This is a genomic window from Streptomyces sp. NPDC092296 (assembly GCF_044755465.1).
Classification (GTDB): domain Bacteria; phylum Actinomycetota; class Actinomycetes; order Streptomycetales; family Streptomycetaceae; genus Peterkaempfera.
The window spans coordinates 560739-582954 of record NZ_JBIVRB010000001.1 but is presented as its reverse complement, the minus strand read 5'-3'; the positions used below and the strand labels follow the sequence as shown (position 1 = coordinate 582954).

At 73.1% G+C, this 22216-nt stretch carries 28 protein-coding genes, 1 tRNA gene and 1 other RNA gene; 1 reads left to right on the top strand and 29 read right to left on the bottom strand.

What is annotated here, in order from left to right:
- Nucleotides 1-319: 319 nt before the first annotated feature.
- The 7 genes from ACIQGZ_RS02760 to ffs all read right to left on the bottom strand — a co-directional run bounded on the left by ACIQGZ_RS02760 (nucleotide 320) and on the right by ffs (nucleotide 7156).
- Nucleotides 320-1390, bottom strand: a complete 1071-nt coding sequence (locus tag ACIQGZ_RS02760; protein WP_402598906.1) for an aspartate-semialdehyde dehydrogenase — start codon at nucleotides 1388-1390, stop codon at nucleotides 320-322.
- Nucleotides 1387-2667, bottom strand: coding sequence for an aspartate kinase (locus tag ACIQGZ_RS02755; protein ID WP_402598905.1), 1281 nt, complete (start codon nucleotides 2665-2667; stop codon nucleotides 1387-1389). Before ACIQGZ_RS02755 ends, ACIQGZ_RS02760 begins: the two co-directional genes overlap by 4 nt.
- Before the next feature lie 170 nt (nucleotides 2668-2837).
- A complete protein-coding gene (locus ACIQGZ_RS02750; RefSeq protein WP_402598903.1) occupies nucleotides 2838-3521 on the bottom strand; it encodes a DUF5063 domain-containing protein in 684 nt (227 codons plus the stop codon).
- Nucleotides 3522-3666: 145 nt separating this feature from the next.
- On the bottom strand, nucleotides 3667-4266 hold the full coding sequence (gene recR, locus ACIQGZ_RS02745) for a recombination mediator RecR (protein ID WP_402598902.1): 600 nt from the start codon (nucleotides 4264-4266) through the stop codon (nucleotides 3667-3669).
- Between the two features lie 132 nt (nucleotides 4267-4398).
- Nucleotides 4399-4746 carry a YbaB/EbfC family nucleoid-associated protein gene (locus tag ACIQGZ_RS02740; RefSeq protein WP_402598901.1) on the bottom strand — a complete coding sequence of 116 codons (348 nt, stop codon included), beginning with the start codon at nucleotides 4744-4746 and terminating at the stop codon, nucleotides 4399-4401.
- A gap of 140 nt (nucleotides 4747-4886) precedes the next feature.
- Nucleotides 4887-7016: a DNA polymerase III subunit gamma and tau gene (locus ACIQGZ_RS02735; protein WP_402598900.1), complete on the bottom strand. Its 2130-nt coding sequence runs from the start codon at nucleotides 7014-7016 to the stop codon at nucleotides 4887-4889.
- A gap of 49 nt (nucleotides 7017-7065) precedes the next feature.
- Nucleotides 7066-7156, bottom strand: an RNA gene (gene ffs, locus ACIQGZ_RS02730) — signal recognition particle sRNA small type.
- An 87-nt stretch (nucleotides 7157-7243) separates the two neighbouring features.
- On the opposite strand from ffs, the gene ACIQGZ_RS02725 reads away from it, so the two are divergent.
- A tRNA-Ser gene (locus tag ACIQGZ_RS02725) sits at nucleotides 7244-7328 on the top strand.
- Nucleotides 7329-7408: 80 nt separating this feature from the next.
- On the opposite strand, the gene ACIQGZ_RS02720 is transcribed toward ACIQGZ_RS02725, so the two are convergent.
- The 22 genes from ACIQGZ_RS02720 to ACIQGZ_RS02615 form a co-directional block, all read right to left on the bottom strand.
- Nucleotides 7409-8674 (bottom strand): tyrosine-type recombinase/integrase, encoded by a 1266-nt coding sequence (locus ACIQGZ_RS02720; RefSeq protein ID WP_402598899.1) that lies wholly within the window; start codon nucleotides 8672-8674, stop codon nucleotides 7409-7411.
- 6 nt (nucleotides 8675-8680) lie between these two features.
- Complete coding sequence (locus ACIQGZ_RS02715) at nucleotides 8681-8914, bottom strand: helix-turn-helix domain-containing protein (RefSeq protein WP_402598897.1); 234 nt, start codon at nucleotides 8912-8914, stop codon at nucleotides 8681-8683.
- Nucleotides 8915-9370: 456 nt separating this feature from the next.
- Entirely contained in the window at nucleotides 9371-10846 is a 1476-nt protein-coding gene (locus tag ACIQGZ_RS02710) for an ATP-binding protein (RefSeq protein ID WP_402598896.1), read from the bottom strand.
- A gap of 2 nt (nucleotides 10847-10848) precedes the next feature.
- A complete protein-coding gene (locus ACIQGZ_RS02705; protein WP_402598894.1) occupies nucleotides 10849-11703 on the bottom strand; it encodes a bifunctional DNA primase/polymerase in 855 nt (284 codons plus the stop codon).
- Between the two features lie 109 nt (nucleotides 11704-11812).
- Nucleotides 11813-12241, bottom strand: a complete 429-nt coding sequence (locus ACIQGZ_RS02700; RefSeq protein ID WP_402598893.1) for a hypothetical protein — start codon at nucleotides 12239-12241, stop codon at nucleotides 11813-11815.
- A gap of 113 nt (nucleotides 12242-12354) precedes the next feature.
- Entirely contained in the window at nucleotides 12355-12717 is a 363-nt protein-coding gene (locus ACIQGZ_RS02695; protein ID WP_402598891.1) for a hypothetical protein, read from the bottom strand.
- Nucleotides 12714-13574 (bottom strand): phosphoadenosine phosphosulfate reductase, encoded by an 861-nt coding sequence (locus ACIQGZ_RS02690; RefSeq protein WP_402598890.1) that lies wholly within the window; start codon nucleotides 13572-13574, stop codon nucleotides 12714-12716. Before ACIQGZ_RS02690 ends, ACIQGZ_RS02695 begins: the two co-directional genes overlap by 4 nt.
- Nucleotides 13571-14227: a DNA methylase gene (locus tag ACIQGZ_RS02685; RefSeq protein WP_402599951.1), complete on the bottom strand. Its 657-nt coding sequence runs from the start codon at nucleotides 14225-14227 to the stop codon at nucleotides 13571-13573. The genes ACIQGZ_RS02690 and ACIQGZ_RS02685 overlap by 4 nt, the downstream gene beginning before the upstream one ends.
- Nucleotides 14228-14334: 107 nt before the next feature.
- Nucleotides 14335-15000, bottom strand: a complete 666-nt coding sequence (locus tag ACIQGZ_RS02680; protein WP_402598889.1) for a GGDEF domain-containing protein — start codon at nucleotides 14998-15000, stop codon at nucleotides 14335-14337.
- A 95-nt stretch (nucleotides 15001-15095) separates the two neighbouring features.
- Nucleotides 15096-15371 carry a hypothetical protein gene (locus ACIQGZ_RS02675; RefSeq protein WP_402598887.1) on the bottom strand — a complete coding sequence of 92 codons (276 nt, stop codon included), beginning with the start codon at nucleotides 15369-15371 and terminating at the stop codon, nucleotides 15096-15098.
- Nucleotides 15368-15577, bottom strand: coding sequence for a hypothetical protein (locus ACIQGZ_RS02670; protein WP_402598886.1), 210 nt, complete (start codon nucleotides 15575-15577; stop codon nucleotides 15368-15370). The genes ACIQGZ_RS02675 and ACIQGZ_RS02670 overlap by 4 nt, the downstream gene beginning before the upstream one ends.
- A gap of 24 nt (nucleotides 15578-15601) precedes the next feature.
- Nucleotides 15602-15793, bottom strand: a complete 192-nt coding sequence (locus ACIQGZ_RS02665) for a hypothetical protein (RefSeq protein WP_402598885.1) — start codon at nucleotides 15791-15793, stop codon at nucleotides 15602-15604.
- 81 nt (nucleotides 15794-15874) lie between these two features.
- Complete coding sequence (locus ACIQGZ_RS02660) at nucleotides 15875-16126, bottom strand: hypothetical protein (protein WP_402598883.1); 252 nt, start codon at nucleotides 16124-16126, stop codon at nucleotides 15875-15877.
- 141 nt (nucleotides 16127-16267) lie between these two features.
- Complete coding sequence (locus ACIQGZ_RS02655; protein WP_402598882.1) at nucleotides 16268-18466, bottom strand: cell division protein FtsK; 2199 nt, start codon at nucleotides 18464-18466, stop codon at nucleotides 16268-16270.
- A gap of 80 nt (nucleotides 18467-18546) precedes the next feature.
- On the bottom strand, nucleotides 18547-18744 hold the full coding sequence (locus ACIQGZ_RS02650) for a hypothetical protein (RefSeq protein ID WP_402598880.1): 198 nt from the start codon (nucleotides 18742-18744) through the stop codon (nucleotides 18547-18549).
- A gap of 88 nt (nucleotides 18745-18832) precedes the next feature.
- On the bottom strand, nucleotides 18833-19294 hold the full coding sequence (locus ACIQGZ_RS02645) for a hypothetical protein (protein WP_402598879.1): 462 nt from the start codon (nucleotides 19292-19294) through the stop codon (nucleotides 18833-18835).
- Nucleotides 19295-19307: 13 nt separating this feature from the next.
- Complete coding sequence (locus ACIQGZ_RS02640) at nucleotides 19308-20600, bottom strand: hypothetical protein (protein ID WP_402598877.1); 1293 nt, start codon at nucleotides 20598-20600, stop codon at nucleotides 19308-19310.
- A complete protein-coding gene (locus ACIQGZ_RS02635) occupies nucleotides 20597-20734 on the bottom strand; it encodes a hypothetical protein (RefSeq protein ID WP_402598875.1) in 138 nt (45 codons plus the stop codon). The genes ACIQGZ_RS02640 and ACIQGZ_RS02635 overlap by 4 nt, the downstream gene beginning before the upstream one ends.
- Entirely contained in the window at nucleotides 20731-20955 is a 225-nt protein-coding gene (locus ACIQGZ_RS02630) for a hypothetical protein (RefSeq protein WP_402598873.1), read from the bottom strand. Before ACIQGZ_RS02630 ends, ACIQGZ_RS02635 begins: the two co-directional genes overlap by 4 nt.
- Nucleotides 20952-21230: a hypothetical protein gene (locus ACIQGZ_RS02625; RefSeq protein ID WP_402598872.1), complete on the bottom strand. Its 279-nt coding sequence runs from the start codon at nucleotides 21228-21230 to the stop codon at nucleotides 20952-20954. Before ACIQGZ_RS02625 ends, ACIQGZ_RS02630 begins: the two co-directional genes overlap by 4 nt.
- 127 nt (nucleotides 21231-21357) lie before the next feature.
- A complete protein-coding gene (locus ACIQGZ_RS02620; protein WP_402598870.1) occupies nucleotides 21358-21522 on the bottom strand; it encodes a hypothetical protein in 165 nt (54 codons plus the stop codon).
- Between the two features lie 149 nt (nucleotides 21523-21671).
- The gene (locus ACIQGZ_RS02615) at nucleotides 21672-22067 is read right to left on the bottom strand and encodes an ATPase (protein ID WP_402598869.1); all 396 of its coding nucleotides are present in this window, start codon (nucleotides 22065-22067) and stop codon (nucleotides 21672-21674) included.
- Nucleotides 22068-22216: the final 149 nt, after the last annotated feature.

Here is a 22216-nt window from a genome sequence, read left to right as displayed (position 1 = left end):
CCCAGCATCTCCGCCACGACTGTTGGACACTCGACCCCCCGTCACGGTTGCACTCACCCGGTGTGTTTCTCGTCCGGCTGCATCCCATCCGGCAGCGCTGCTCAGCCCGCGCTGCGGGGACGGCGGCTGCCCGTGGTTGCACCACCGTAGTCGGGTGCGGTCCGGCCATCACAGGGCCCCCTCCTGCTGCGCGGGGTGCATCAGTGCAGTTCCGGGGCCTATCCGGACAAAGCAGAACCCCCTCGGAAGAGCCCGGTGGACTCTTCCGAGGGGGACACGCACCAGAGGGTGCGAACGGTTGCGGCCGGACCGCCCCCGATCAGCCGGCGGTCAGCTCCGCTGCCACGACCTCGGCGATCTGGGCGGTGTTCAGCGCGGCGCCCTTGCGCAGGTTGTCGCCGCACAGGAACAGGTCCAGCGCGTACGGGTCGTCGATCGAGCGGCGAACCCGGCCGACCCAGGTCGGGTCGGTGCCGACCACGTCGTTGGGGGTCGGGAACTCCCCGGCCGCCGGGTTGTCGTACAGCACCACGCCGGGGGCGTCGCGCAGGATGCCGTGCGCCCGCTCGACGCCGACCTCGTTCTCGAAGACCGCGTGCACGGCCAGCGAGTGGGTGGTGATCACCGGGATGCGGACGCAGGTCGCGGAGACCTTGAGGTCCGGCAGGCCGAGGATCTTGCGCGACTCGTTGCGGACCTTGAGCTCCTCGGAGGACCAGCCGTCCTCCTTGAGCGAGCCCGCCCACGGCACCGCGTTGAGCACCAGCGGCGCCGGGAAGGGGCCGGTGTCGCCGACGGCGGCGCGCAGGTCGCCGGTGGCGGTGCCCAGGTCCGTACCGGCGACCTTGGCGATCTGGTCGCGCAGGGTGTCGATGCCGGGCTGGCCGGCGCCGGAGGCCGCCTGGTAGGAGGCGACGACCAGCTCCTTGAGGCCGAACTCGGCGTGCAGCGCGCCCAGGGCGACGATCATGGAGAGGGTGGTGCAGTTGGGGTTGGCGATGATGCCGCGCGGCCGGTTGCGGGCCGCCGGGGCGTTCACCTCGGGCACCACCAGCGGTACGTCGTCGTCCATCCGGAAGGCGCCGGAGTTGTCGACCGCGATCACGCCCTTGGCGGCGGCGATCGGCGCCCACTGCGCGGAGACCTCGTCCGGCACGTCGAACATGGCGACGTCGACGCCGTCGAACGCCTCCTCGGAGAGCGCGATGACCTCGACCTCCTCGCCGCGCACGACCAGCTTCTTGCCGGCCGACCGGGGCGAGGCGAGGAGGCGGATCTCGCCCCAGACGTTCTCCCGGGTGGAGAGGATCTCCAGCATGACCGTGCCGACGGCGCCGGTGGCGCCGACGACGGCCAGGGTGGGCTTGCGGGCGGGGTCTGCGGCGCTCATCGGCCGGTACCTCCGTAGACGACGGCCTCGTCGGACTCGCTGTCCAGGCCGAAAGCGGTGTGAACGGCGCGTACGGCCTCGTTGACGTCCTCCGCGCGGGTCACCACCGAGATGCGGATCTCGGAGGTGGAGATGAGCTCGATGTTGACGCCGGAGCCCGACAGCGCCTCGAAGAAGGCCGCGGTGACGCCCGGGTTGGAGCGCATGCCCGCGCCGACCAGCGAGATCTTGGCGATCTGGTCGTCGTAGCGGAGCGACTCGAAGCCGACCACGGCTCGGGCCTTCTCCAGCGACTCGATGGCCTTGTGGCCCTCGGTCTTCGGCACGGTGAAGGAGATGTCGGTGAGACCGGTGGCGGCCGCCGAGACGTTCTGCACCACCATGTCGATGTTGATCTCGGAGTCCGCGATGGCGCGGAAGATGCGGGCCGCCTCGCCCGGCTTGTCCGGCACGCCGACGACCGTGACCTTGGCCTCGGACGTGTCGTGGGCGACTCCGGAGATGATCGCCTGCTCCATCTCGCCCCCTTCGGGCTTCGTCGGCTTCTCGTTGCTGACCCAGGTACCCACGTGGCCGGAGAACGACGACCGTACGTGGATGGGCATGTTGTAGCGGCGCGCGTACTCCACGCAGCGGTGCAGCAGCACCTTGGAACCGGACGAGGCAAGCTCCAGCATGTCCTCGTAGCCGATCCAGTCGATCTTGCGGGCCTTCTTCACCACCCGGGGATCGGCGGTGAAGACGCCGTCCACGTCGGTGTAGATCTCGCAGACCTCGGCGTCCAGCGCGGCGGCCAGTGCCACCGCGGTGGTGTCCGAGCCGCCGCGGCCCAGGGTGGTGATGTCCTTGCTGTCCTGGGACACACCCTGGAAACCGGCCACGATCGCGATGTTGCCCAGATCCAGGGCATTGCGAATGCGGCCCGGTGTCACGTCGATGATGCGCGCCCGGTTGTGGACCGAGTCGGTGATCACGCCGGCCTGGCTGCCGGTGAACGACTGGGCCTCGGGGCCCAGCGATTTGATCGCCATCGCCAGCAGCGCCATGGAGATGCGCTCTCCGGCGGTCAGCAGCATGTCGAGCTCGCGGCCGGCAGGGATGGGGGACACCTGCTCCGCGAGGTCGATGAGCTCGTCCGTAGTGTCGCCCATCGCGGACACCACGACGACGACCTCATGGCCGGCCTTCTTGGTGTCCACGATTCGGCGGGCGACGCGCTTGATGCCCTCGGCATCGGCAACGGAGGAGCCGCCGTACTTCTGCACGACAAGGCCCACGTGCGCTCCTCGATCGGTGTGTCTTGCGGTCGACCCAGTCTAACGACGGAGCCCCCCGTACCACCTGGATTCCATATGATGAGACGCCTGTTCCAGTGGGCGGTCCGGAGACCCGCCGCAAACCCCCGTGACCAGCCCCACGACCCGCCCGCCCGCCGCACCGGCCCGGCTCAGCGGGAGCCGTCGCCCGGCCGGCCCAGCTCGGCCGCCATCAGCGCGCCGGCCTGCGCCTCCAGCTGCTCGTCGGTGAGGCCGTCGTCATCGGTGTCGGTGCCGTCCGGGATGTCGCCCAGCGGGCTGTCCAGCCGGACGTGGGCCACCAGCGACTGCAGGGCGCGCAGCACGCCCGTACAGGTCGAGCCCCAGTTGGACAGGTACGAGAACTGCCACCACCACATGGCCTCGCTGACCCGGCCCTCCCGGTAGTGGGTCAGGCCGTGCCGCAGGTCGGTCACCACCCCGGCCAGGTCGTCGGAGATCCGGAAGGTGGCGGGCTTCTCCGGCGGTCCGTACGGGTCGAATACCTCGTGGTACACGTCGATCGGCGCCAGCAGCTCGGCGAGCAGCTCGCGCAGCTCGTCGCCGTCCGGCTCCGGGCCGGTGTCCGGCTCGAACCGGTCGTCCGGCAGCACGTCCTCGATCGCGCCCAGCCGGCCGCCGGCCAGCAGCAGCTGCGAGACCTCCAGCAGGAGCAGCGAGACCACGCTGCCGGGCTCGTCGCCCTTGGCGACCTCGTGCACGGCCAGCACAAAGCTGTTGATCGAGTCTGCGATCTGCACCGCGAACTCGTCCGGCTCCGCCTCCGGGGCGTGCCCAGAGGTGTGCTCCAGCGTCTGGTCTCCGGTGATTCCCACGGTGTGTTCCAAGGTGTCCTTCGAGGGGTGTCCCGGGGAGCGCCCGGCGGCGGTCCGCGGCGAGTGCTCCGGCGAGTGCTTCGAGGAGTGCTTCAGGGAGCGTTCCGAGGCGGTTTCCGGAGAGTGTTCCGGGGTGTGTACGGCGTCAGACATCGAGCAGTCGTCTCCCTTCGAAGGCCCGGCCGAGGGTGACCTCGTCGGCGTACTCCAGGTCTCCGCCCACCGGCAGCCCGCTGGCCAGGCGGGTCACCTTCAGGCCCATCGGCTTGCACAGCCGGGCCAGGTAGGTGGCGGTGGCCTCCCCCTCCAGGTTGGGGTCGGTGGCCAGGATCAGCTCGGTCACGGTGCCGTCCGCGAGCCGGGCCAGCAGCTCGCGGATGCGCAGATCGTCGGGGCCGACGCCCTCGATCGGGCTGATCGCGCCGCCGAGCACGTGGTAGCGGCCGCGGAACTCGCGGGTGCGCTCGACCGCGACCACGTCCTTGGGCTCCTCGACCACGCAGATCAGCGCCGGGTCGCGGCGCGGATCGCTGCAGACACGGCACTGCTCGGACTCCGCCACATTGCCGCAGACGGTGCAGAACCGCACCTTCTCCTTGACCTGCTGGAGCGCGTGGGCCAGCCGCCGCACATCCACCGGGTCCGCCTGCAGGATGTGGAAGGCGATCCGCTGCGCGCTCTTGGGCCCGACGCCGGGCAGCCTGCCCAGTTCGTCGATCAGGTCCTGAACCACGCCTTCGTACACGCGTCATGCCTTCCGTGAGCCGCCGCCGGCGGCGGAGGTGGCCATCATCCAACGAGTCGGGCGCCGGACACACCCGTCCGACGCCCGAGAATCCTGTGCCTCTCCTCAGAATGACAGGGTCGGCACGACTGGTCAGAACGGCAGACCGGGGATACCGCTGCCGCCGCCGCCCAGGCCCTGGGCCAGCGGGCCGAGCCGGTCCGACTGCATCTTCTGCGCGGCGGCCGTCGCGTCCCGCACCGCCGCCAGCACCAGGTCGGCCAGCGTCTCGGTGTCCTCCGGGTCCACGGCGGCCGGGGCGATGGTCAGCGCCACCAGCTCACCGGCGCCGGTCACCGTCGCCTCCACCAGGCCGCCGCCGGCCGTACCGCTCACCTTCGCCTCGGCCAGCTCCTGCTGGGCCTGGGCGAGCTCCTCCTGCATCTTCTGCGCCTGCTTGAGCAGCTGCTGCATATTGGGCTGGCCACCACCGGGGAACACGGCTCACTCCTGCCTGAGAACGACTGCGTCGTACGACACGTCGAGCCTACGTGCTCGCCCGGCCGTCCGGGGGGCGGCCTCCGGGTTGGGTCGGCCACCGGGTTCTGGGGCGCCCGACCGGCCGGCGGCCCGGGTGCTGCTCACTGGTGGCGGATCTCCTCCAGGATGGTGGCGCCCAGCTCGCGGACGATGAGGTCCTGGCCGGAGAACGCCTCCACCTGGGGATCGGGGATGTCCTCCTCCGGGATGTCATCGTCCTCCGGCGGGCCGGGTGGGGGCGGTGCGGCCGACGGCGGGGCGGCCCTGGTCGGGGCGGGTGCGAGGGGCTGCGGCGCTGCCTGCGGGGTGGGGTCCGGGGCGGACGGGGGCGGGGTCGGCCCGGCGGCCGGGACGGGTGCGGGGGGCCGCGGGGCGTCGAAGCCGCCGTTGCCGCCCCAGCCACCGCCGTTACCGCCGTTGCCGCCGTTGCCACCGCCGGGGGCGGGTGGCGGTGCGGTGCCGCCGGACGGATCCACGATGCACTCGATGCGCCAGTCCGCGCGAAGGGTCTCGGCGATGACCTGGCGGAGGATGTCGTCGCTCTTGCTGTTGACGAAGCTGTCGCGGGCGCCGGGGTTGACGAAGGAGACCTGGAGCACGCTGCCGTCGAAGCCCGCCACCTGGCCGTTCTGGCTCAGCAGGATCCAGGTGAAGCGGCGCTTGCTCTTCACCGCCTCCAGGATCTGCGGCCACAGCTGGCGGATCTGGGCCGCTCCCTGCTGGGTGGCGGCCGTGGGCTGGGCGGCGGGCGGCGGCATGGTGGGCGCGGCGGGCGGCGGCGCCTGCTGGGCGGGGGCGGCGGGGGTCTGGGCGGCGGGGGTCTGGGCGGCGGTCTGGGTCGGAGCCGGCGCGGGCGCCGGGGTGCCGCCGCCCGGCGTGAAGCTGCGCGGGACCGGCCAGGCCCCGGGCGCGGCGGCGGGAGCTGCGGCCGGGGTGGGCGCGGGTGCGGGGGGTGTGGCGGGCGCGGGCGCTGCGGCCTGCGGTGGGGCGGCCGGTACGGGAGCGGCCTGGGCCGGGGCCGGCGGGAACGGCGCGGCCAGCGGCGGCGTCGCCCCGGCCGCGAATCCGCCCAGTGCGGCGCGCCGCTCCAGCTTGTCCAGCCGAGCCTGGAGGGACACCTCGTCGTCGTACGCGCCGGGCAGCATCACCCGGGCGCAGATCAGCTCCAGCTGCAGCCGGGGCGCGGCATTGCCCCGCATCTCCGTCAACCCGGTGTTGACCAGGTCGGCGGCACGGCTGAGCTCGGCCGCGCCGAACGCGGCGGCCTGCTCCCGCATGACATCCACCCGGTCGGCCGGGGCGTCGATCAGTCCCTTCTCCCCCGCGTCCGGCACGGCGGCGAGGATCACCAGGTCGCGCAGCCGCTCCAGCAGGTCGGCGACGAACCGCCGGGGATCGTGGCCGCCCTCGACCACCCGGTCCACCACCTGGAAGACGGTCGCGCCGTCGTGCGCGGCAAAGGCGTCGATCACCTCGTCCAGCAGCGTGGCGTCGGTGTACCCGAGCAGCGCGGTGGCCATGCCGTACGTCACACCCTGCTCGCCGGCCCCGGCCAGCAGCTGGTCCATCACCGACATCGAGTCGCGGACCGACCCCGCGCCGGCCCTGACGACCAGCGGGAAGACGCTCTCCTCGACCTCGATGGACTCCCGACCGCAGACCTCGGCCAGGTAGTCGCGCAGCGTGCCGGGCGGCACCAGGCGGAACGGATAGTGGTGGGTACGGGACCGGATGGTCCCGATCACCTTCTCCGGCTCGGTGGTGGCGAAGATGAACTTCAGATGCTCCGGCGGCTCCTCGACCACCTTCAGCAGCGCGTTGAAGCCGGCCGAGGTGACCATGTGGGCCTCGTCCAGGATGAAGATCTTGTACCGGCTGTGCACCGGGGCGAAGAACGCCCGTTCGCGCAGCTCACGAGCGTCGTCCACACCACCGTGCGAGGCGGCGTCGATCTCGATCACGTCGATGGAACCGGGGCCGCCCCGCGCCAGGTCCGTACAGGACTGGCACACCCCGCACGGGGTGGGCGTGGGCCCCTGCTCGCAGTTGAGACAGCGGGCCAGGATGCGCGCGCTGGTCGTCTTACCGCAGCCGCGCGGGCCGCTGAAGAGGTAGGCGTGGTTGACCCGGTTGTTGCGGAGAGCCTGCTGGAGCGGACCGGTCACATGCTCCTGACCGATGACCTCCGCGAAGGTCTCGGGGCGGTAGCGGCGGTACAGGGCGAGAGACACGCCACCGACGATATAGGGACGGACCGACAACCGGCGTACCCGGAGACGACAGGACCCCCCGTGCACCCGCCAGAGCTCACCTACCCTTGCTGCCTTCCGGCCCTGGGGGGGTTCAGCGAGATGACGCCGCACGAGGGGCTGGCACCAAGAGTAGCGGATCCCAGCCCCACCCCCCACCACCCCCAGCCGTGCACGAGCACCCTCCGGCATCTAGTAAGCTCTCCCACGGAGGATTCGCCTAGAGGCCTAGGGCGCACGCTTGGAAAGCGTGTTGGGGGCAACCCCTCACGAGTTCGAATCTCGTATCCTCCGCACCCGCCCACCTGGGCAAACGAAAGGCCCCGACCGCTCAGCGGTCGGGGCCTTCGTCGTTCGCAGTCTCATCTGTAGTCTCAATGCTCCTGTTCAGGAGCCTCCGGGTCGCTGCCGTCCGCGCCCTTGGCCACCTGCCAGATGAGCCCGCCCACGCGCTTGGCGACGTCCTTGAGGATGCCACCCGTCACGTGCTGGTAGCGCGCGGCCATGGCCGTGGACGACCACCCCATGATCTGCATGACCACGCGCTCCGGGACACCGAGGATCAGCAGCACCGTGGCGGCGGTGTGCCGGGCGTCGTGCAGCCGACCATCCCGCACCTTGGCGTCGGCGAGCAGCCGCTTCCACGTGTCGTAGTCAGTGCTCGGCACCAACGGCCGCCCAAAGGGGGAGGTGAAGACGTACCCGCTGTCGTTCCACTCCTGCCCGGCCCGGCGGCGGTCGCGCTCCTGCTCCTCCCGGTGCAGCTCCAGCAGCCGGATCAGTTCGTCCGGCAGGCCGATGACCCGGCGACCGGCCTTCGACTTGGTGTTCGCGGTGTCCTCGTTCCTCCGCAGCCGCTGCTTGCAGTAGCCCGGCTTCCGGCCGCAGTCGCCCCCGCAACCGTGCTTGTACTTCGGCCGGAGCCGGTTCTTCCGCACCCGCAAGGTCCCGGTCTTGAGGTCCACGTCCATCCAGCGCAGACCCAATGCCTCCCCCTGCCGGAGGCCCAGCGCGAGGGCGATGGACCACCGGGTGCTGTTGGGCAACTTGGTGGCCTCGGCTAGCAGGCGCTGCACCTCCTCAATGTCGTACGGCTCGACCTCCTCTTCCTCGATCCGGGGCGGCACGGCGAGGGACGCCACGTTCCGAGTCACGTGACCGCGCCGGAGTGCGTGGTTCAGCGCGGTGTGGACCGTGCGGTGGACCTGGTGGACCGTGGCCGGCTTGCTGCCCTTGGACCGCATCTTCGTATAGAAGCGCTCCAAGTGCTCCGGCTCCAGCTTGTCGAGTCGGTGCGCGCCGACGCCGGGGATCAGGTGGACCCGAACAGCTACCTCATAGCCGCTGTACGTGGTGTCCCGCACGGACGGCTTGGCGATCTCCTCGACCCAGTGCAGCAGCCACGCCTTCAACGTCCAAGGCTTCCCGGGCTTGCGGACCTTCCCTGCGTCGCGCTGCTTCTCCAACTCGCGGACCTTGCGGATGACTTCGGCCTCGCCGGCCTTGCTCATCACGTGGCGACGGTCGGGCCTGCCATCGTCGCGGACTCCAACGGTGACACGACCGTGCCAGTAGCCGTCACTGCCGAAATAGACGGACGACGTACCGTCAGGACGCTTGGAGCGCTTGGCCACAGACATTTCTCCTCACGCTGCGATGGGGGTGGTGTTCTTCTGCATGCGGCTGCGGGTGAACTCGACAACGGCCTCGGCCGGCACGCGCCGGGCCCGGCCAATCGGGATGGTCTCGATCTCGCCGTCGCGGATCAGGGCGTACATGGTGGTGCGGCCGATGCTGAGTCGGCGGGCGGCCTCTTCGACGGTGAGGGCGACGAGGGTGAGGTCGTGGTCAGGGTGGCCCCCGGGAGCGGTGACGGTCACTGCGGCTACTCCTTGGCAAAGGGGAACGGGCTCCGAGAGTTCGAGGGGCTTTTCGCGGTGCGCTGTCCGAGGTTCGGATTTCTGCGTCATTGCGTCATCAGCGTCATGCGGGTCTGTGACCTGGGGCTTTGCATGACATGGCGGTCGGGGGCTGCGTCATGGGTACGTCATGGGCTGCGTCATCGCATGACGCAGATGACGCAGGATGACGCAGCGGCCGTCTTCTGCGTCATGGCTGTCGATGCAGGCCAGGGGCCGTTTCCCCGGGCTGCATGACGTACATGACGCAGCGTCTTCCCTCTTAGGACAAAGGAGGGGGTGTCTGTAGTGGTTGGTGCCCCTCGGAGCGTGAAGAAGGAGCCGCTGCGTGGCGCGCCTGGGGCGCTCCGCCGACCAGCAAGAAGAGCACCAGCCACCGGGTGCTCTTCTTGCTTGTCCGGGCGACGTTGGCGCGGGTCAGAGCGTCTGATGCTGTTCGTGCGGGGGCTTGGTGGTCGGGCGGGCCATTTCGAGGTAGCGGCCTTCGCTCGTGCGGCCGGTGTCGATGAGGACCTGGCGGGCGGCGAGGGTCGGTTGGAGGCGCTTGAGGCGGTCGGAGAGGACTTTCCCGGTGGTCGGCCAGCCCTTGGGCAGGGGGCGCAGTTCGTCGCTGCCGTAGAGGCGGCTGAGGCGGTGCAGCCACTCGGTGGAGGTCATGCGCTGCGCCGTGCCCGGGGCGATGGTGTCGGCGTGCTTGAGGACGGTCTGCGCGAGGAGGTCGCCTTCGATCACGTCGTCGTTGAGGTCGTCCAGGCTGGCCCGGTAGGCGGCGAGCGCCCCGAGGCCGGTCGCGGCGTCGAGCTGCGCGCACAGGTGGGCGAAGTCCGCCATCCGCAGGTCGGTCGGGGTCTCCGCCTCGGCCGCGCGGACCTTGACCGCGAGGTCGAGCAACGACCCGAGGACGGCGGGCAGCACCTCCGCGTACTCCGCCCACAGCTCCGCCTCGGTGCGCCTGACGCGGGGCCGCTCCAGGCGCAGCGGTAGGAGCCGTTCAGCGAGGTCGGGGCGGATGACGCCGACGTCGATGCCGGTCAGGAGCAGGGGCCGGCGGTAGCTGGCGCGGTGCACGTCCCCGTCGGTGAACAGGGCTCGCTTGACGCTCTCGGCCCCGGTGACGATGCAGCACATGGCGTCGGAGAGGTCGGGGGTCATGTGGGAGAGGTTGTCCAGGGCGGTGACCCATCCGGCCGCGACCGCCGCGATCAGGTTCTCCTCGTCTTTCGGTGCCCGGCGCAGGTCACCGCTCATGCCTTCGATGATCCTGACGAGCATCCGGCCGCCGGTGGACTTGCCCGCGCCCTGCGGGCCGGTGAGGAACGGGGCGGGGACGGGCACGGACGGCCCGAGGCAGCCGATCAGCCAGGCGATGGCGAGGCATTCGGTCTGGGCGTCGGTGAAGTTGCACAGGCGTAGCAGGAGGTCGATGCCCTTGCCGTCGGTGTCCTTGGCGGGCACAGGGAGTTCGCCGGTGAGCTGGGTGCGCCGCCAGCAGACCTCACGCGGGTCGGGGACGGCGATGTCCCAGGCGGTGGGGTGGATGCGGACGGACAGGCCGTCGGCGCGGCCCAGGTCGAGCCAGGTCGCCCCGTCGAATCCGGGGGCGACGCGGATGTGGACGGGCTGCACGTCCTCGGACAGGGCGAGCGCTTCGATCAGGTCCAGGGCCTCCTTGAGGGCGGTCCCGTTGAACACGCCGATCCCGTCCCGGTACAGGCCGACCATGAGTTCCTGGCGGTGGCTGCCCGTCGTGCCCTGGGAGCGGATCGGACGGGCCACGGGGTGGCCGGTCTTCTGGGCGTACACGGTCCCGTCGGCGGTGCGGAAGTACCGGAAGTGCGCTTGCGCGTAGTCCGCGATGACCTCGCGCGCGGGAGTCTTGTCGTCCTCGGCCACGGCTACAGTCCCAGCCGGTCACGGGCGTTGGCCCAGGCGTCGGCGCAGTGCCGGGCGGTTTCGCCCTTGGCTTGCGCGGCGGTGAACAGCCTGGTGGTGTGCGTCTCGGTGAGGCAGCCGCACCGGCCGTGCGTGGCCAGCACCGCCAGGAACGTGCGGTACACGGTGGCGTGCACCGCACCGGACGCCTCGGTGATGCGCTGCTCGGCCATGGCGATGCCACGGTCCAGGTACGTCCGGGTGCGGTGGGGGCACGTGCCGCCCCCGGCCGGTGCGGGCACGGTGAGGGGAGCCGGCCGGACTGCGGCGGGCTCCTTCACGGCCAGGGCGCGGACGACGTCCGGCAGGACGGTGACGGGGCCGGTGCCGGGGCCGACCCACCGGGCGTAGGCCATCGTGGACTTGATGTCCACGCCGGGCCGCACCGCGTTGGCGGAGCGCATGACGCCCCGGTACAGCCAGTGCTCACCCCTTGTGGTGCGCACGGTCCGGGTGGCGGGCAGGGCGGCGTGCGCCCACGCGATGGCGCCCGCGCTGTCGAGGTCCACGACGGTCAGGCCCGCGCCGCCGGGGTGGTAGGCCACTGCGGCCGCCTCCCGCCACGCCCGCGCCCACGCCTGCGAGCTGATGACGCCGGGGTCGGTGGTGGCGGCGGCCCAGCCGTGGCAGGGGGCGGGGCAGGTGCAGGGACCGGCGGTCTTCATGTTCGGTCGGCCGCCGCACGCGTTGTCCACGCAGCACCGGCAGTTGCCGAACGGCACCTTCCCGGCTCGCAACGGCAGCACGGGCACGCCATCGGCCGCCAAGGACAGAGCGGTGGGCAACTGCTCTCCCCGAGTGCGGGTCGGTTGAGTCACGAGAGTCTCCAGTTCTCTGGGCGGGGGTGGACACCCGGCCGGTCCGGGTGTCCACCGGGGTTGTCAGGCGGTGCGGCGGGAGGCCGGGCCCGGTGGGGTCGGGTTCTGGTCAGTACCTGCGGCGGGCGCCGCGGTGGTACGCGGACCGCGCAGCTTGCGCGGCTGCGCCCCGGCCACGGCGCTGGATCTGTTCGGGGAGGACCGCCAGGTCCTCCAGGGCGACGTGCAGCTCGGCGGTGCGCGGGTGCGGGTGCCCGGCCTGCCGGTCGAAGTCGGCCAGCAGTTCGGCCACGATCGCGTGCACGCGGGCGAAGCGGGGTTCGCCAAGCGGGTCGGCGGACACCTCGGTGTACCCGGCCTTCGACACAGGACCCGCCACCTCGACGCGGTCGCCATGGTCGGCGGCTGCCCACCGGCCGGTCCCCGGGTCCTGCGACGCCGCAGTCAGTTCGTGCATCCACTGCCGGGCCTTTTCGTCGAACCGATCGCCGGTTTCCTCCCAGTGCCGGCCGTCCGGGCCGCGATAGATCGTCGTCATGGTGCTCTCCTCCTGTTGGCTTGGCGGGCGCCGCAGCCGGAGCGTCAGAACAGGCCGTCGCCGGTCCCGACATCGCGGGCACCCGCCGACAGGGGCGGGTGCCCGCATGATGGTCAGAACAGAACGTCAGTGACGGCGCCGGTGCCGGCCGCTTCGCCGCCGCGCACGGCAGCGGCGGTTTTGCGGGTGTGGTCGTGGCAGGTGGGGCACCAGGCGGCCAGCTCCCCGGCGGGGAGGGCGGCGGCGCGGTGCGCCGGGAGGCCGAGCAGGGCCGGGTCGGCGGGCGCGGCCAGCAGGCGCACCCGGCCGCCGCCGTGACGGTGGCTGTGGCCGCCGTGCTCGCGGTCGCACCGGCCACCGCCCCTCGTGTGGGGGTCGCCGCACTGGCCGGTGCACTGGCACCGGTGGCCGGCGGTGTGCATGACGGCCCGCCACGCGGGGGTGGCGGCCAGCGGCGGGCGGGCGCGGGGGGTCATGTCATGCACCACCCGGAGTCGCACAGCCCCTCCCCGCCGTCGTCTTCGAGGTCGAAGAGGGTGTCCACGCCGTCCGGGATCGCCTCCCGCAGGGGCTTGGCGAAGCGGGTCAGGAACACGTGGTCCTTGCCGAGCTGGTCGCGGCGCCGGTTCAGCAGCTCCTCAAGCTGGCACGACTTCTCGAACAGCTCGGGCTCGCTACGGCGCATCTCGTGCCAGGACTCCGCGCGTTTGAACGGGCAGAACCAGCAGGACGACTTCGGGGGGACGGGCAGCCCCGCGTCGCGGATGATCCGGGTGCAGTCGGTGCGGCGGATGCCCAGGTCCAGCAGCGGGTAGTCGATCCGCTCGTGCGGCTCGCACCGCCGCCGGTTGGCCCGGTGGATCTCATCCACCGAGATGCCGATCCCCACCGTGGCCGGGGCCTGGTCGGTGGCGCCGCGCCGCTTCAGCTCCCGGGCGATGACCTGGATCTTGTAGTCCGCCGTGCAGCTCCTGGTGCCCGGCGCCCCGTTGGACATCCGCACCGGGATCTTCAACGACTTCGATCCCTCACGGGTCAGCTCCCCGAACAGGGTCCGCCTCTCGCCGGAGCGGACCATGACCCGGTCCAGCTCCACCAGCTCGATGCCGTGCGCCTCGGCGTACGGGCGGGCGTACCGCTCGATGTACTCCAGCGTCGCGGGGTTCTCCGAGTCGAACCCGACGTTGGCGAACAGGAACAGCCGGAAGTCGATCCGGCCGGTCGCGGCCAGCACCAGCGCTGCGGTGGACTGCACCCCGCCGCCGAAGGAGAACGACCGCAGACCCCCCACACCGGCCGGGGCCGGGGCAGGCTCGGTGGGTGTGGTGGTCATGCCGCCACCTCCTCTTCCCGCACGGCCGTGCCGGCGGCGGTGGTCAGGTGGGTGGCGGCCCGGGTGCCGATCAGCTCGGTGTAGGCGGGTGGGATGGCTTCGGCGATCTCGCGGCGCACGTCGGTCCAGCCGATGCCCATCGCGGCCTGCCACTGGGCGACGGTGCCCTTGCCGCCACCTTCGCCGTACACGGCGAAGTACGGCCCCTCGTACCACCGGCCGTGGCGCATCCCGGCGACCCTGCCCCGGTGCGGCCGGTGCGCGGGCCGCGCCATCGACCAGCCGCCCAGCTCGAAGTTGCGGTGCCGGATGACGGCCAGGTCGAACATCTCGCCGCACAGACACAGGTCCACCCGCATCCGCGCGGTGGCCCGGCCCGGCGGCTGCTCGATCACGTACGGCCGCCCGGCGACGCGCAGCGCGGCCCGGGTCGGCTCCAGCAGGTCCGGATACCGGCCGCCCCGGCCGGCGTTCGTCCCGGCCGTCAGGGTGCAGTCGTGCTGGCACGGCGGGGAAGCGTGGACCAGGTCGAAACCGTGCCCGTGCCCGGCGATGAACGCGACCGCGTCACCCTGCGTGAACGCGAACGGGTAGTTCGGCTGGTCGATGATGTCCACGCCCAACACCCGGAACCCGGCCAGGTGATAGCCCATCCCGGCACCGCCCGCGCAGCAGTAGGCGTCCAGCACGGTGAGGCCGTTCCACGGCCGGGCCGGGAGCCACCCGGCCGCCGGACGCGCGGCGGCGAACAGAGCGGCCGTCATCGGACGCTCTCCGGGCCGGTGGTGGCGGGGCGGTTGCGGCGCCAGCGGCGCGGTGCGACGGGGCGGGTGGGGGTGTCGGCCAGTTTCCAGCCGCCGCCCTGGTGCTTGGCGGCGTACATGGCGGTGTCGGCGGCGGTCAGGGCGTCCGTCAGGGCGGTGCCGGGGGTGGCGAGGTGGCCGCCGATGGAGGCGCCGACCGGCAGCAGCTCCGATCCGTAGGGAACCGGCCGGGTGAGCCGGTGGTGCAGCCCGGACAGCTCCGTAAGCGGTCCCACCTGGCCGTAGGGGTCGATAGGGGCAGCAGCGGTGAACTCGTCGCCGCCGAACCGCCCGACCGCCCCAGCCGGTGTGGCCCAGGCCCGGAGGCGGGCAGCGGTCGCGGTGAGGACAGCGTCGCCGGCGGCGTGGCCGTGGGTGTCGTTGAGGGCCTTGAAGCCGTCGAGGTCCACCAGGACCACCAGCACGGCGGGGCCGTTCCGGGTCAGGCGGGTGGCCCGGGTGGTGAACGCGTCGCGGGTGTGCAGGCCGGTCAGCGGGTCACGCCGGGCAGCGTCCAGGCGGCGGGCCATGACGGTGGCGGTGGCAGCCCATCCGGCGAGCGGCAGGCTCGCGGCGAGGACGGCCGGAAGATGGCGCTGCGCGGGCAGCGCGATCGGGTGCATCCTGGGATCTCCTGTCTCGCTTACTTCGGGATCAGGGGCCCGGGGCGGTCGGGAAGTTTGGTGACCTGTCGGCCGTCCCGGGGTTGCGCTGTACGTCAGGCCGCGTGCCGCAGCGGCGTTGCGGTGGTGTGGTGGCGGTGCAGGGGGATGACGGGGGCGAGCGGGGCGGGCGCCTCGGTGGGCTGGCCGCCGTCCGGGGGCGGGGGGTCGTCGTCGGGGCCGGTGGTGGCGCGGTTGGCGCGTTCGGCGGCGAGCATGGCCAGGACGGCGGCGCCGTGGCGGGCGTTGCGGCGCCAGGCCACGGCCAGGGGCGGCAGCATGAGGGCGGCGGGGGTGGTGGCGACGACCACCGCCAGCGTCTGCGGGTTCACCGGACCCCCTCGGCGGCGGCGAGGGTGATCAGGGCTGCGAAGTCGGCGCCGAGCCAGGCGAGGCGGGCGTCGATGCCGTGCCAGGACTCGGCGTCGATGGACATCAGGGCGGCGACGGCGGTGGGCCGGTCGCCGCCCGCCAGGGCGGTGAGGGCGTCGCGGAGGTGGGCGGCGGCCAGGGGGCGGATCGGCGGCGGTGCGGTCATGGCGGTGGTCCCCCTTCCCGGGGGTCAGTGGAGGTTGGCCAGGGCGGTGAGGGCGGAGGCGAGGGCCTGGTTGACGGGTCCGGCGAGTCCGGTGGAGGCGATGGTGAAGCCGGACAGCCACACCGCCAGGGCGGTGCCGAAGCCGACCCGGCGCGTCCAGACCAGGACTGCGGTGATCAAGCCGAAGACGAACGCGGTGGACAGGGTGATGAGCACGGCGGGACTCCTGCTCTGTCGGGCGGGGTGCGGGATGCCCCACGCGTTGACGTGGGACACCGGGACCACGGGCGGTCGGGGTCAGCGGGTGCCGGCGCGGTAGGCGCGGCGCCAGAGGTTGTAGAGGTGGCGGCCGGTGCGGATGCGGTGGCCGGTGGCGTGGCAGCGGCGGCAGTCCTTGCCCCGGCGGGGCCTGCCCTTGCGGTCGGTGGTGGTGTGGAAGCCGAAGCCGCCGCAGGTGCGGCAGCGGGCGAACGGGTTCGCCGCACACAGAGCGGCGTAACCAAGAGTGACGATGCTCAGGCAGGCGAAAGCGAGCAGCAGCAGGGCCATCGGGAGCCTCCGGGACCGGAATCAAGGGTTCTCGCAGGTGGGGTGCTAAGCGCTAGATCACTGGTGGAGAACGGTTCGGGGTGCTATCGGGGGTGCTTGCGCAAGCGGGGGACGGGTGCTTGCGCAAGCACCCCCGGCCGGTCAGCCGGCGGGCCGCTTCTGGTCACGCTCCGCGATCGCCGTGGAGATGGCGGACCGGTCGTAGCCGCGCCGGTTGACGACCTTGCCGTCGATCCGGCGGGAGATCTGCCCCGGCTCGATGCCCAGCGGCCGCAGCGCCGCCGCGAGCTGCTCCGGGGCCCAGCCGTCGTAGCGTTCCGGCCGCAGTGCGGCCAGGGCGGTGGTCAGGGTCTCGCCCCATACCTTCGTCTCGCCGGTGGGCCAGACGGCGTCGAGGTCGTCCAGCAGGGTGGCGTTGGGGTCGGAGCGCTCGGGTGCCTGGCCGGCGGCGTGGCCGGTGAGGGTGCCGGCGGCCTTGCGCATGGCCAGGGCGCGCTTGGCGATGGCCTCGGTGGCGGGGGTGTCGAGGTAGGCGGTCTTGACCACGGTGGGGGTGGCGGTGGCTCCGGCGAGGTAGCCGAGCCCGGCATCCACCTCCGGGCGGAAGGTGGTGGCGCGGATGCCGTTCTTGTACGCGGACGTGCCAAGGATCATGTCGTTCTCGACCTGGCCGGCGACCCGCAGGCAGAACCGGATCGACACGTTGCCGGAGACGCCGGTGGGCAGCGAGTCCTTGTCGGGGCGCTGCGTCGCCAGGATGAGGATGACGCCGAAAGCGCGGCCGATCTTGATGATGAACTCGGCGTCGTCCCCGGCCTGCTTGCCGAACTTGGGGTGGGCGAACAGGTTCTGGCACTCGTCCACGACGCAGACCAGCGGGTGCAGCCCGCTCCGCCGGTCCGCGATCTCCCGCGTGACCCGCTTGTCCGGGCACAGGTCCCTCGGCAGCTTCTTGAGCGCCCCGGTGCGGCGCATCACCTCCTTGCGCAGCAGGGCCAGCGACTCCGACGCGTACTCGATCGAGTCGTCGTCGATCCCGGAGACGAACCGGTGGCTGACGGGCTCGAAGGGGTCGAGGTCGCCGGAACCCTTCAGCTCGTGCGTCCACATCTCGGCGGTGGGGTCCAGCGCGGCGCCGGCGGCCAGCACCCGCACCGAGCTGGTCTTGCCCTGGCCGGGCTGGGAGCCGAACAGCACGTTGTGCTGCACCAGCGGCACCGCCACCCACTGGCCGCGCGGGTTGCGGCCGAACGGCACGGGCTTGAACAGGTCGTGCCGGCCGGTCTTCTCCAGCGGCCACGCGATCTTCTCCGCCTTGGACAGGTCCCTGTCCCCGACCCACAGCACGAGCCGCCCTTCGTGCTCGTCCGCGTTGCCCTCCGGCCACACGCAGCCCAGCGGGCGGCGCAGCCCGGAGGCCAGGCGCTTGCGGCGCTCCATGATGTCCCCGGCCGTCACCCCGTGCGGGAGGTCCACGTCCGCGCGCCAGCCGGGGCCGTCGCGGGTGATGGGCGCGGGGAAGGTGATCTCGCCCTTGCCCATGCCGCCGATGCCGAGCGCCAGCAGGGCGCGTTCCACGATGTCGGAGGTCAGCCGGGGCACGGCCGTCTTGGACACGGCGCGGCTGATGAGCGGCTGGTCGGCCGGGGCCCCGGCCCAGCCGAGTACGGAGACCGTGGCGGCGGCCAGCGCGAGGTGGGTCCAGCCGGGGGTCATGACCAGCAGCACCGCCACGAACGCGATGCCGAACGCCCCGGCCAGGGCGGCGAGCAGCGCCCGCAGGCGGACCTTGGCGTCGCGCTGGCGGGTGAGCCGCAGGTACAGCTCCGCGTCCTCCTTGCGGACCGCCACCGCCCGCATCGGCGCGCCCTGGGCGTCGGCCACCCAGCGGCCCGCGCCGCCGACCACCCGCACCGCCCCGCGCGGGGCACGGGCGGCCAGCCGGGCGGCGTACAGCGGGGACCGGGCCGCGTGGTAGGCCGTGGTGTGCGCGGCCTGACCAGCGGCCCAGCGGGCGGCGGCGCGGAACTCCTCCCGGTTGCTCGCCCACTTCGGCAGGACCGGCTCCCGCCGCCGCTGAACCACCCCGGGAGCCGGGTGGGCGGCCGGGTCGTCCACGTAGACGGGCTGATCGGGGTCGTCGTCCGCGTCCGGGACGGTGTCCACCGGCCCCACAGCGGAGCCGTCCGGACCGGTGCGGCGGGCGGTACGGGCCTTGTCCAGGTCCACCACCTCACCCCCACCCGTCGCGGGGCCGGCGGCGGTGGGGAAGTCGGTGTTCATGTCCGCTTCCAGACGGGCGAACAGGTCGTCGTCCGGGTCGGGGGCGTCGTGGTTCACTGCACGTGCCTCTCTGTGTGAGGTGCCCGGGGCGGCCGGTCGCTTGGCCGTGGACGGCCGCCCCGGGGCGTATTCAGGTGTCAGGCGCGGTCGGTGCAGTCGGCCTGGCCGCAGGTGCACGGCACGTCGATCCGGTCGCGGATCGGGCCGAGCGTCGCGGTGACCACGGTGTCGGCGGCCCGGCCGCCGGTCTGCCCGGCGACGGCCTTTCCGGCGGTGTGGGCGGCGGACGCGGCACCGTCGAGCGCGCGTGCGGCGGTGCGGGTGAAAAGGCCCACGGGGACGTCCTCTCGGTGGTGTGCGGGGCCGGGGCTGTCCCGGCTCCCCGCCCCGCCCGGCGCTGGTCCGGGCGGGACAGGCAGCCGGTCAGGCGGCGGCGATCAGGGCGGCGGCGGTCTCCCACCCGTGGTGCCATGCCTGGTCCAGCAGGTAGGCGCCGTTCATGCCGTGGTCGGCCAGGCCGTAGAAGCGGGCCTTGCCGGTCCGCTCGGCCAGGTGCTTGAGGGGGCGGCGGCGGTCGGCCGCGTAGTGGGTGAGTGCGGACAGCGCCAGCGCGGCGGCGGCGCGGGACGGGCGCAGCCGGATGCCGAGGGTGCGGGTGCCGAGCAGCAGGGCGGCGGCCTGTACGGCGGCGTAGGAGGCGACGTGCGCGGCGCAGGCCCGGCGTCCGGCGGCGGCGGTGTGGCCGTGCTCGGGGTCGTCGTGCTGTCCCTTGGTCGTGGCCTGGTGGTCGGACTGGACCCAGTGGTCCGCGATGTCGGCGGCGGTGCGCAGCAGGGCGTAGGAGACGGCGAAGCGCGCCGCGCGGTCGATGTGGTCGAAGCTCATCGGGGTGTCCCTTTCAGGCGGCGGGGGTCTGCTGGTTGCGTACGGCGCGGATCTGCTTGGCGCCCCATTCGGGGGACAGGCCGTAGTGGCGGCCGATGTCCGTGGGTGAGGGGGCGAGTCCGGCGGTGAGCAGGCGGCGGATGTGCTGGCGGGCGGCGGCCCGCTTGGACGCCATCTCGGTGCCGTCCGGGGTGTACGGCGATGTACGGGGCTGTACGGGGGCCGTACGGCCGGTTTCCGGCTGTGCGGGTGTACGCGCGCTGGCCTGGATGTACGGCTCCGTACGGGGCTGGTCGTCGGGGATGTACGGCCCGGTGAGCGCGGCGATGGGCCGGGCGGTGTCGAACGCGGCGTTCAGCTCGGCGGCGACCGTCACCGCCGGGGAGGTGCGGGCGATCGGCCGGGTGAGGACGTCCAGGGCGGCGGAGGTGGCGCCGTACCCGTCCGGGGCCTTGGCCAGGAGTTGCCCGACCGCGGCGGCGGCCTTGTGGTGCCGGGCAAGGAGGTCGGCGGTGATGCCGGGTTCGGCGCCGTGCACGGCCCGCCAGGCCAGCGTCCACGCCCCGTCGGGGTCCAGGGTGCCGACCGAGGCGGTGCGGATGCGGTCCGCGAGCCGGGCTACCGTGCGGTGGTGGCGCCTGCGGGCTCGCTCCGTGCGGGCCTCCAGCGGGGTGCGGCCGTCGTCGGCGGTGGACTGCGACCGCCGGTAGGCGTCCCACAGGATCGGCGCGGCCAGCGACCCCAGCGCGGCGACGATCCCGAACTGCGGCCCCCACATGGCGGCCCCGTGGGTGAGGTTGATCCCGGCGGCCAGCAGCGCGGACGCCCAGGTGCCGGTGTGGTGGAAGCGGGCCGACAGGCCCCGCTCCTCCCGCCGCCGCCCCTGGACCGCGAACGCCCACGTCAGCGCCTCCGGCACGATCCCGCCCGCCACCGCCATCGGCCAGACCCACGCGGTGCGCAGGAACCCGATCTGCGCCGGCAGCGCGATCGACACCGACAGCACGATCACGGCGACGGTGACCAGCAGCTCCCGCCGCCCCATCACCGCGTCCCGCGCCGCCTGCCGGGCGGCGGTGCGGCGGGCTCGGCGCTCGGCTCGCTCCCGCTCCCGCTCGGCCCGCTCCGCACGCCGGGCCTCCGCTTCGGCGGCCCGGCGCTCGCGCTCGGCGGCGAGCCGTGCGCCCTGGGCGGCGGCGTCCGCCTCCGCCCGCACCCGCGCCGCCTCGGCGCGGGCCATCTCCACCGTCGCGCCGTCCAACTGCCGGGCGGCACGCATGCTGAACACCTGCGGCTGCTCGCTCATGCCGCCACCCCCGCACCGGCGTTGGCAGCCTCACGGGCCTTGCGCGCCGCCTCAGCGGCAGCACGGGCCCGCTCGGCGGCGGCCCTGGCGGCGGCTGCGGCGCGGGCGGCAGCCTCTCGGGCGTCGGCGGTCACCGCCCCTCACCCCCCGGACGGCCACGGCCGGTCACGCGGGCCGGGGCCGACGCGTTGCCCGCCTCCGAGACGGCGTCCAGTGCCAGGCCGACGCCGACGACGGCCACCAGCAGCAGCCGGACCGGCACCGCCGGCGTCAGGCCCAGCAGCCACGCCAGCCCGGCGAGCACGGCCAGCAGCCGCACCCGCCGCACGGCGACGGAGAGCAGCGGGGTCTTCATGCCGCCACCGCCGTCCGGGCCTCGAAGCGGACGGCCACCGGCCGCCGCAGCGGGACCGGCGCGGTGGCGAGCAGGTCGGCGGCGTAGGCGGCCAGCTCCGGGTCCTCCCGGCGCAGGTCCGCCAGCACCGCGTCGGCCACGTCCAGCCGCGCCGCCCGCTCGGTCGGGGACTCCCCGCCCACCGGGCCGGTGAACAGCTCCACGTCGATGCCGAGCGCCAGCTCGGCGAACTCCGCCGCCGAAGCGGCATGCTGTCCTGCAACAATCGACTTCACGGGTCGATCTCCTTGGTGTGTTGTGGGATCGGCCCGGCGCGGGGCGGCTGCACTTTCCTTGGCCGGGAGGCAGCCGCCCCGACGCACGGACCGGGGACGAGCGGGCGTTGAGGGGCGGGGCGAGCGGCTACTTGATGCTCTCGTCGCGGCGCATCTGGTCCAGGACCTCGTTCATCGCGGCGTGGTAGCCGGCGTACTCGGCGGAGTCCTGCGGGGTGGAGGCGGCCAGCTTGGACGTCTCGGTGAGGTAGTCGCGCAGATCCTCGGTGCTGGGGTACGTGAAGTCGCGCATGGCGGGCTCCTGTGGGAGTGGTTGTGCGGGGCCGGTCTGTCCGGCTCCCCTCACCGCCCGTGCGGGACGGGCGGATCGGGCAGTCGTCAGATGCGGGGCCCGGCTGCCGCCGGGCGGGCGGCGGGGCCGGTGGTGTGCGGCGGATGGGGTCAGCGTTGGACGACGGGCAGCGCGATGTCGCGGTGCCGCAGGCGGACGGCCAGGCCGGCGGCGGTCAGCCGGTCGGCCAGGGCCATCGCGAACGTCGGCGCACGGTGGCGTCCGCCCGCACAGCCGTCCGCGACCGTCACCGGCCCGGCACTCGGGCCGGAGCGGAACGCGGCCACCGCCGACGCGGTCGCCTCGACCAGCTCCCGGATGCCCGGCGTGCCGAGCACCGCCGCGCGGACCGGCCCGTCCTGAGCCGTCATGTAGCGCAGCTCGGGGCTGACGTGCGGGTCGCGGAAGTGCACCCGCAGGTCGATCGTCAGATGCGCCACCGGGGGCGCGGCGTGCAGGTAGCCGAACGACACGATCTCGACGTCCGGAACGGTGCTGTCGGTCATGGCGCCCTCCTTGAGCCAAGCCGACTCGCCGGGGATGACGAGCGGCCATGACCCCCGACCCGCCGCACGCGGCATGGATCGGGGACCAAAGACACTCGTTCGCAAGGCTTCACCGGCCGCCGTCACCACGGCGGCCCGGTCCCGAGCCC

Bases quoted from the DNA above. Each gene is read 5' to 3' on its own strand.
- ACIQGZ_RS02695 (WP_402598891.1), bottom strand. From the start codon at position 12,717: ATGACCCCCCGCGCCCGCCCGCCGCTGGCCGCCACCCCCGCGTGGCGG.
- ACIQGZ_RS02670 (WP_402598886.1), bottom strand. From the start codon at position 15,577: ATGACCGCACCGCCGCCGATCCGCCCCCTGGCCGCCGCCCACCTCCGC.
- ACIQGZ_RS02615 (WP_402598869.1), bottom strand. From the start codon at position 22,067: ATGACCGACAGCACCGTTCCGGACGTCGAGATCGTGTCGTTCGGCTAC.
- ACIQGZ_RS02660 (WP_402598883.1), bottom strand. From the start codon at position 16,126: ATGGCCCTGCTGCTGCTCGCTTTCGCCTGCCTGAGCATCGTCACTCTT.
- ACIQGZ_RS02640 (WP_402598877.1), bottom strand. From the start codon at position 20,600: ATGAGCGAGCAGCCGCAGGTGTTCAGCATGCGTGCCGCCCGGCAGTTG.
- ACIQGZ_RS02690 (WP_402598890.1), bottom strand. From the start codon at position 13,574: ATGACCACCACACCCACCGAGCCTGCCCCGGCCCCGGCCGGTGTGGGG.
- ACIQGZ_RS02700 (WP_402598893.1), bottom strand. From the start codon at position 12,241: ATGACGACGATCTATCGCGGCCCGGACGGCCGGCACTGGGAGGAAACC.
- ACIQGZ_RS02720 (WP_402598899.1), bottom strand. From the start codon at position 8,674: ATGTCTGTGGCCAAGCGCTCCAAGCGTCCTGACGGTACGTCGTCCGTC.
- ACIQGZ_RS02680 (WP_402598889.1), bottom strand. From the start codon at position 15,000: ATGCACCCGATCGCGCTGCCCGCGCAGCGCCATCTTCCGGCCGTCCTC.
- ACIQGZ_RS02630 (WP_402598873.1), bottom strand. From the start codon at position 20,955: ATGAAGACCCCGCTGCTCTCCGTCGCCGTGCGGCGGGTGCGGCTGCTG.
- ACIQGZ_RS02620 (WP_402598870.1), bottom strand. From the start codon at position 21,522: ATGCGCGACTTCACGTACCCCAGCACCGAGGATCTGCGCGACTACCTC.
- ACIQGZ_RS02760 (WP_402598906.1), bottom strand. From the start codon at position 1,390: ATGAGCGCCGCAGACCCCGCCCGCAAGCCCACCCTGGCCGTCGTCGGC.
- ACIQGZ_RS02685 (WP_402599951.1), bottom strand. From the start codon at position 14,227: ATGGGCTATCACCTGGCCGGGTTCCGGGTGTTGGGCGTGGACATCATC.
- ACIQGZ_RS02645 (WP_402598879.1), bottom strand. From the start codon at position 19,294: ATGAGCTTCGACCACATCGACCGCGCGGCGCGCTTCGCCGTCTCCTAC.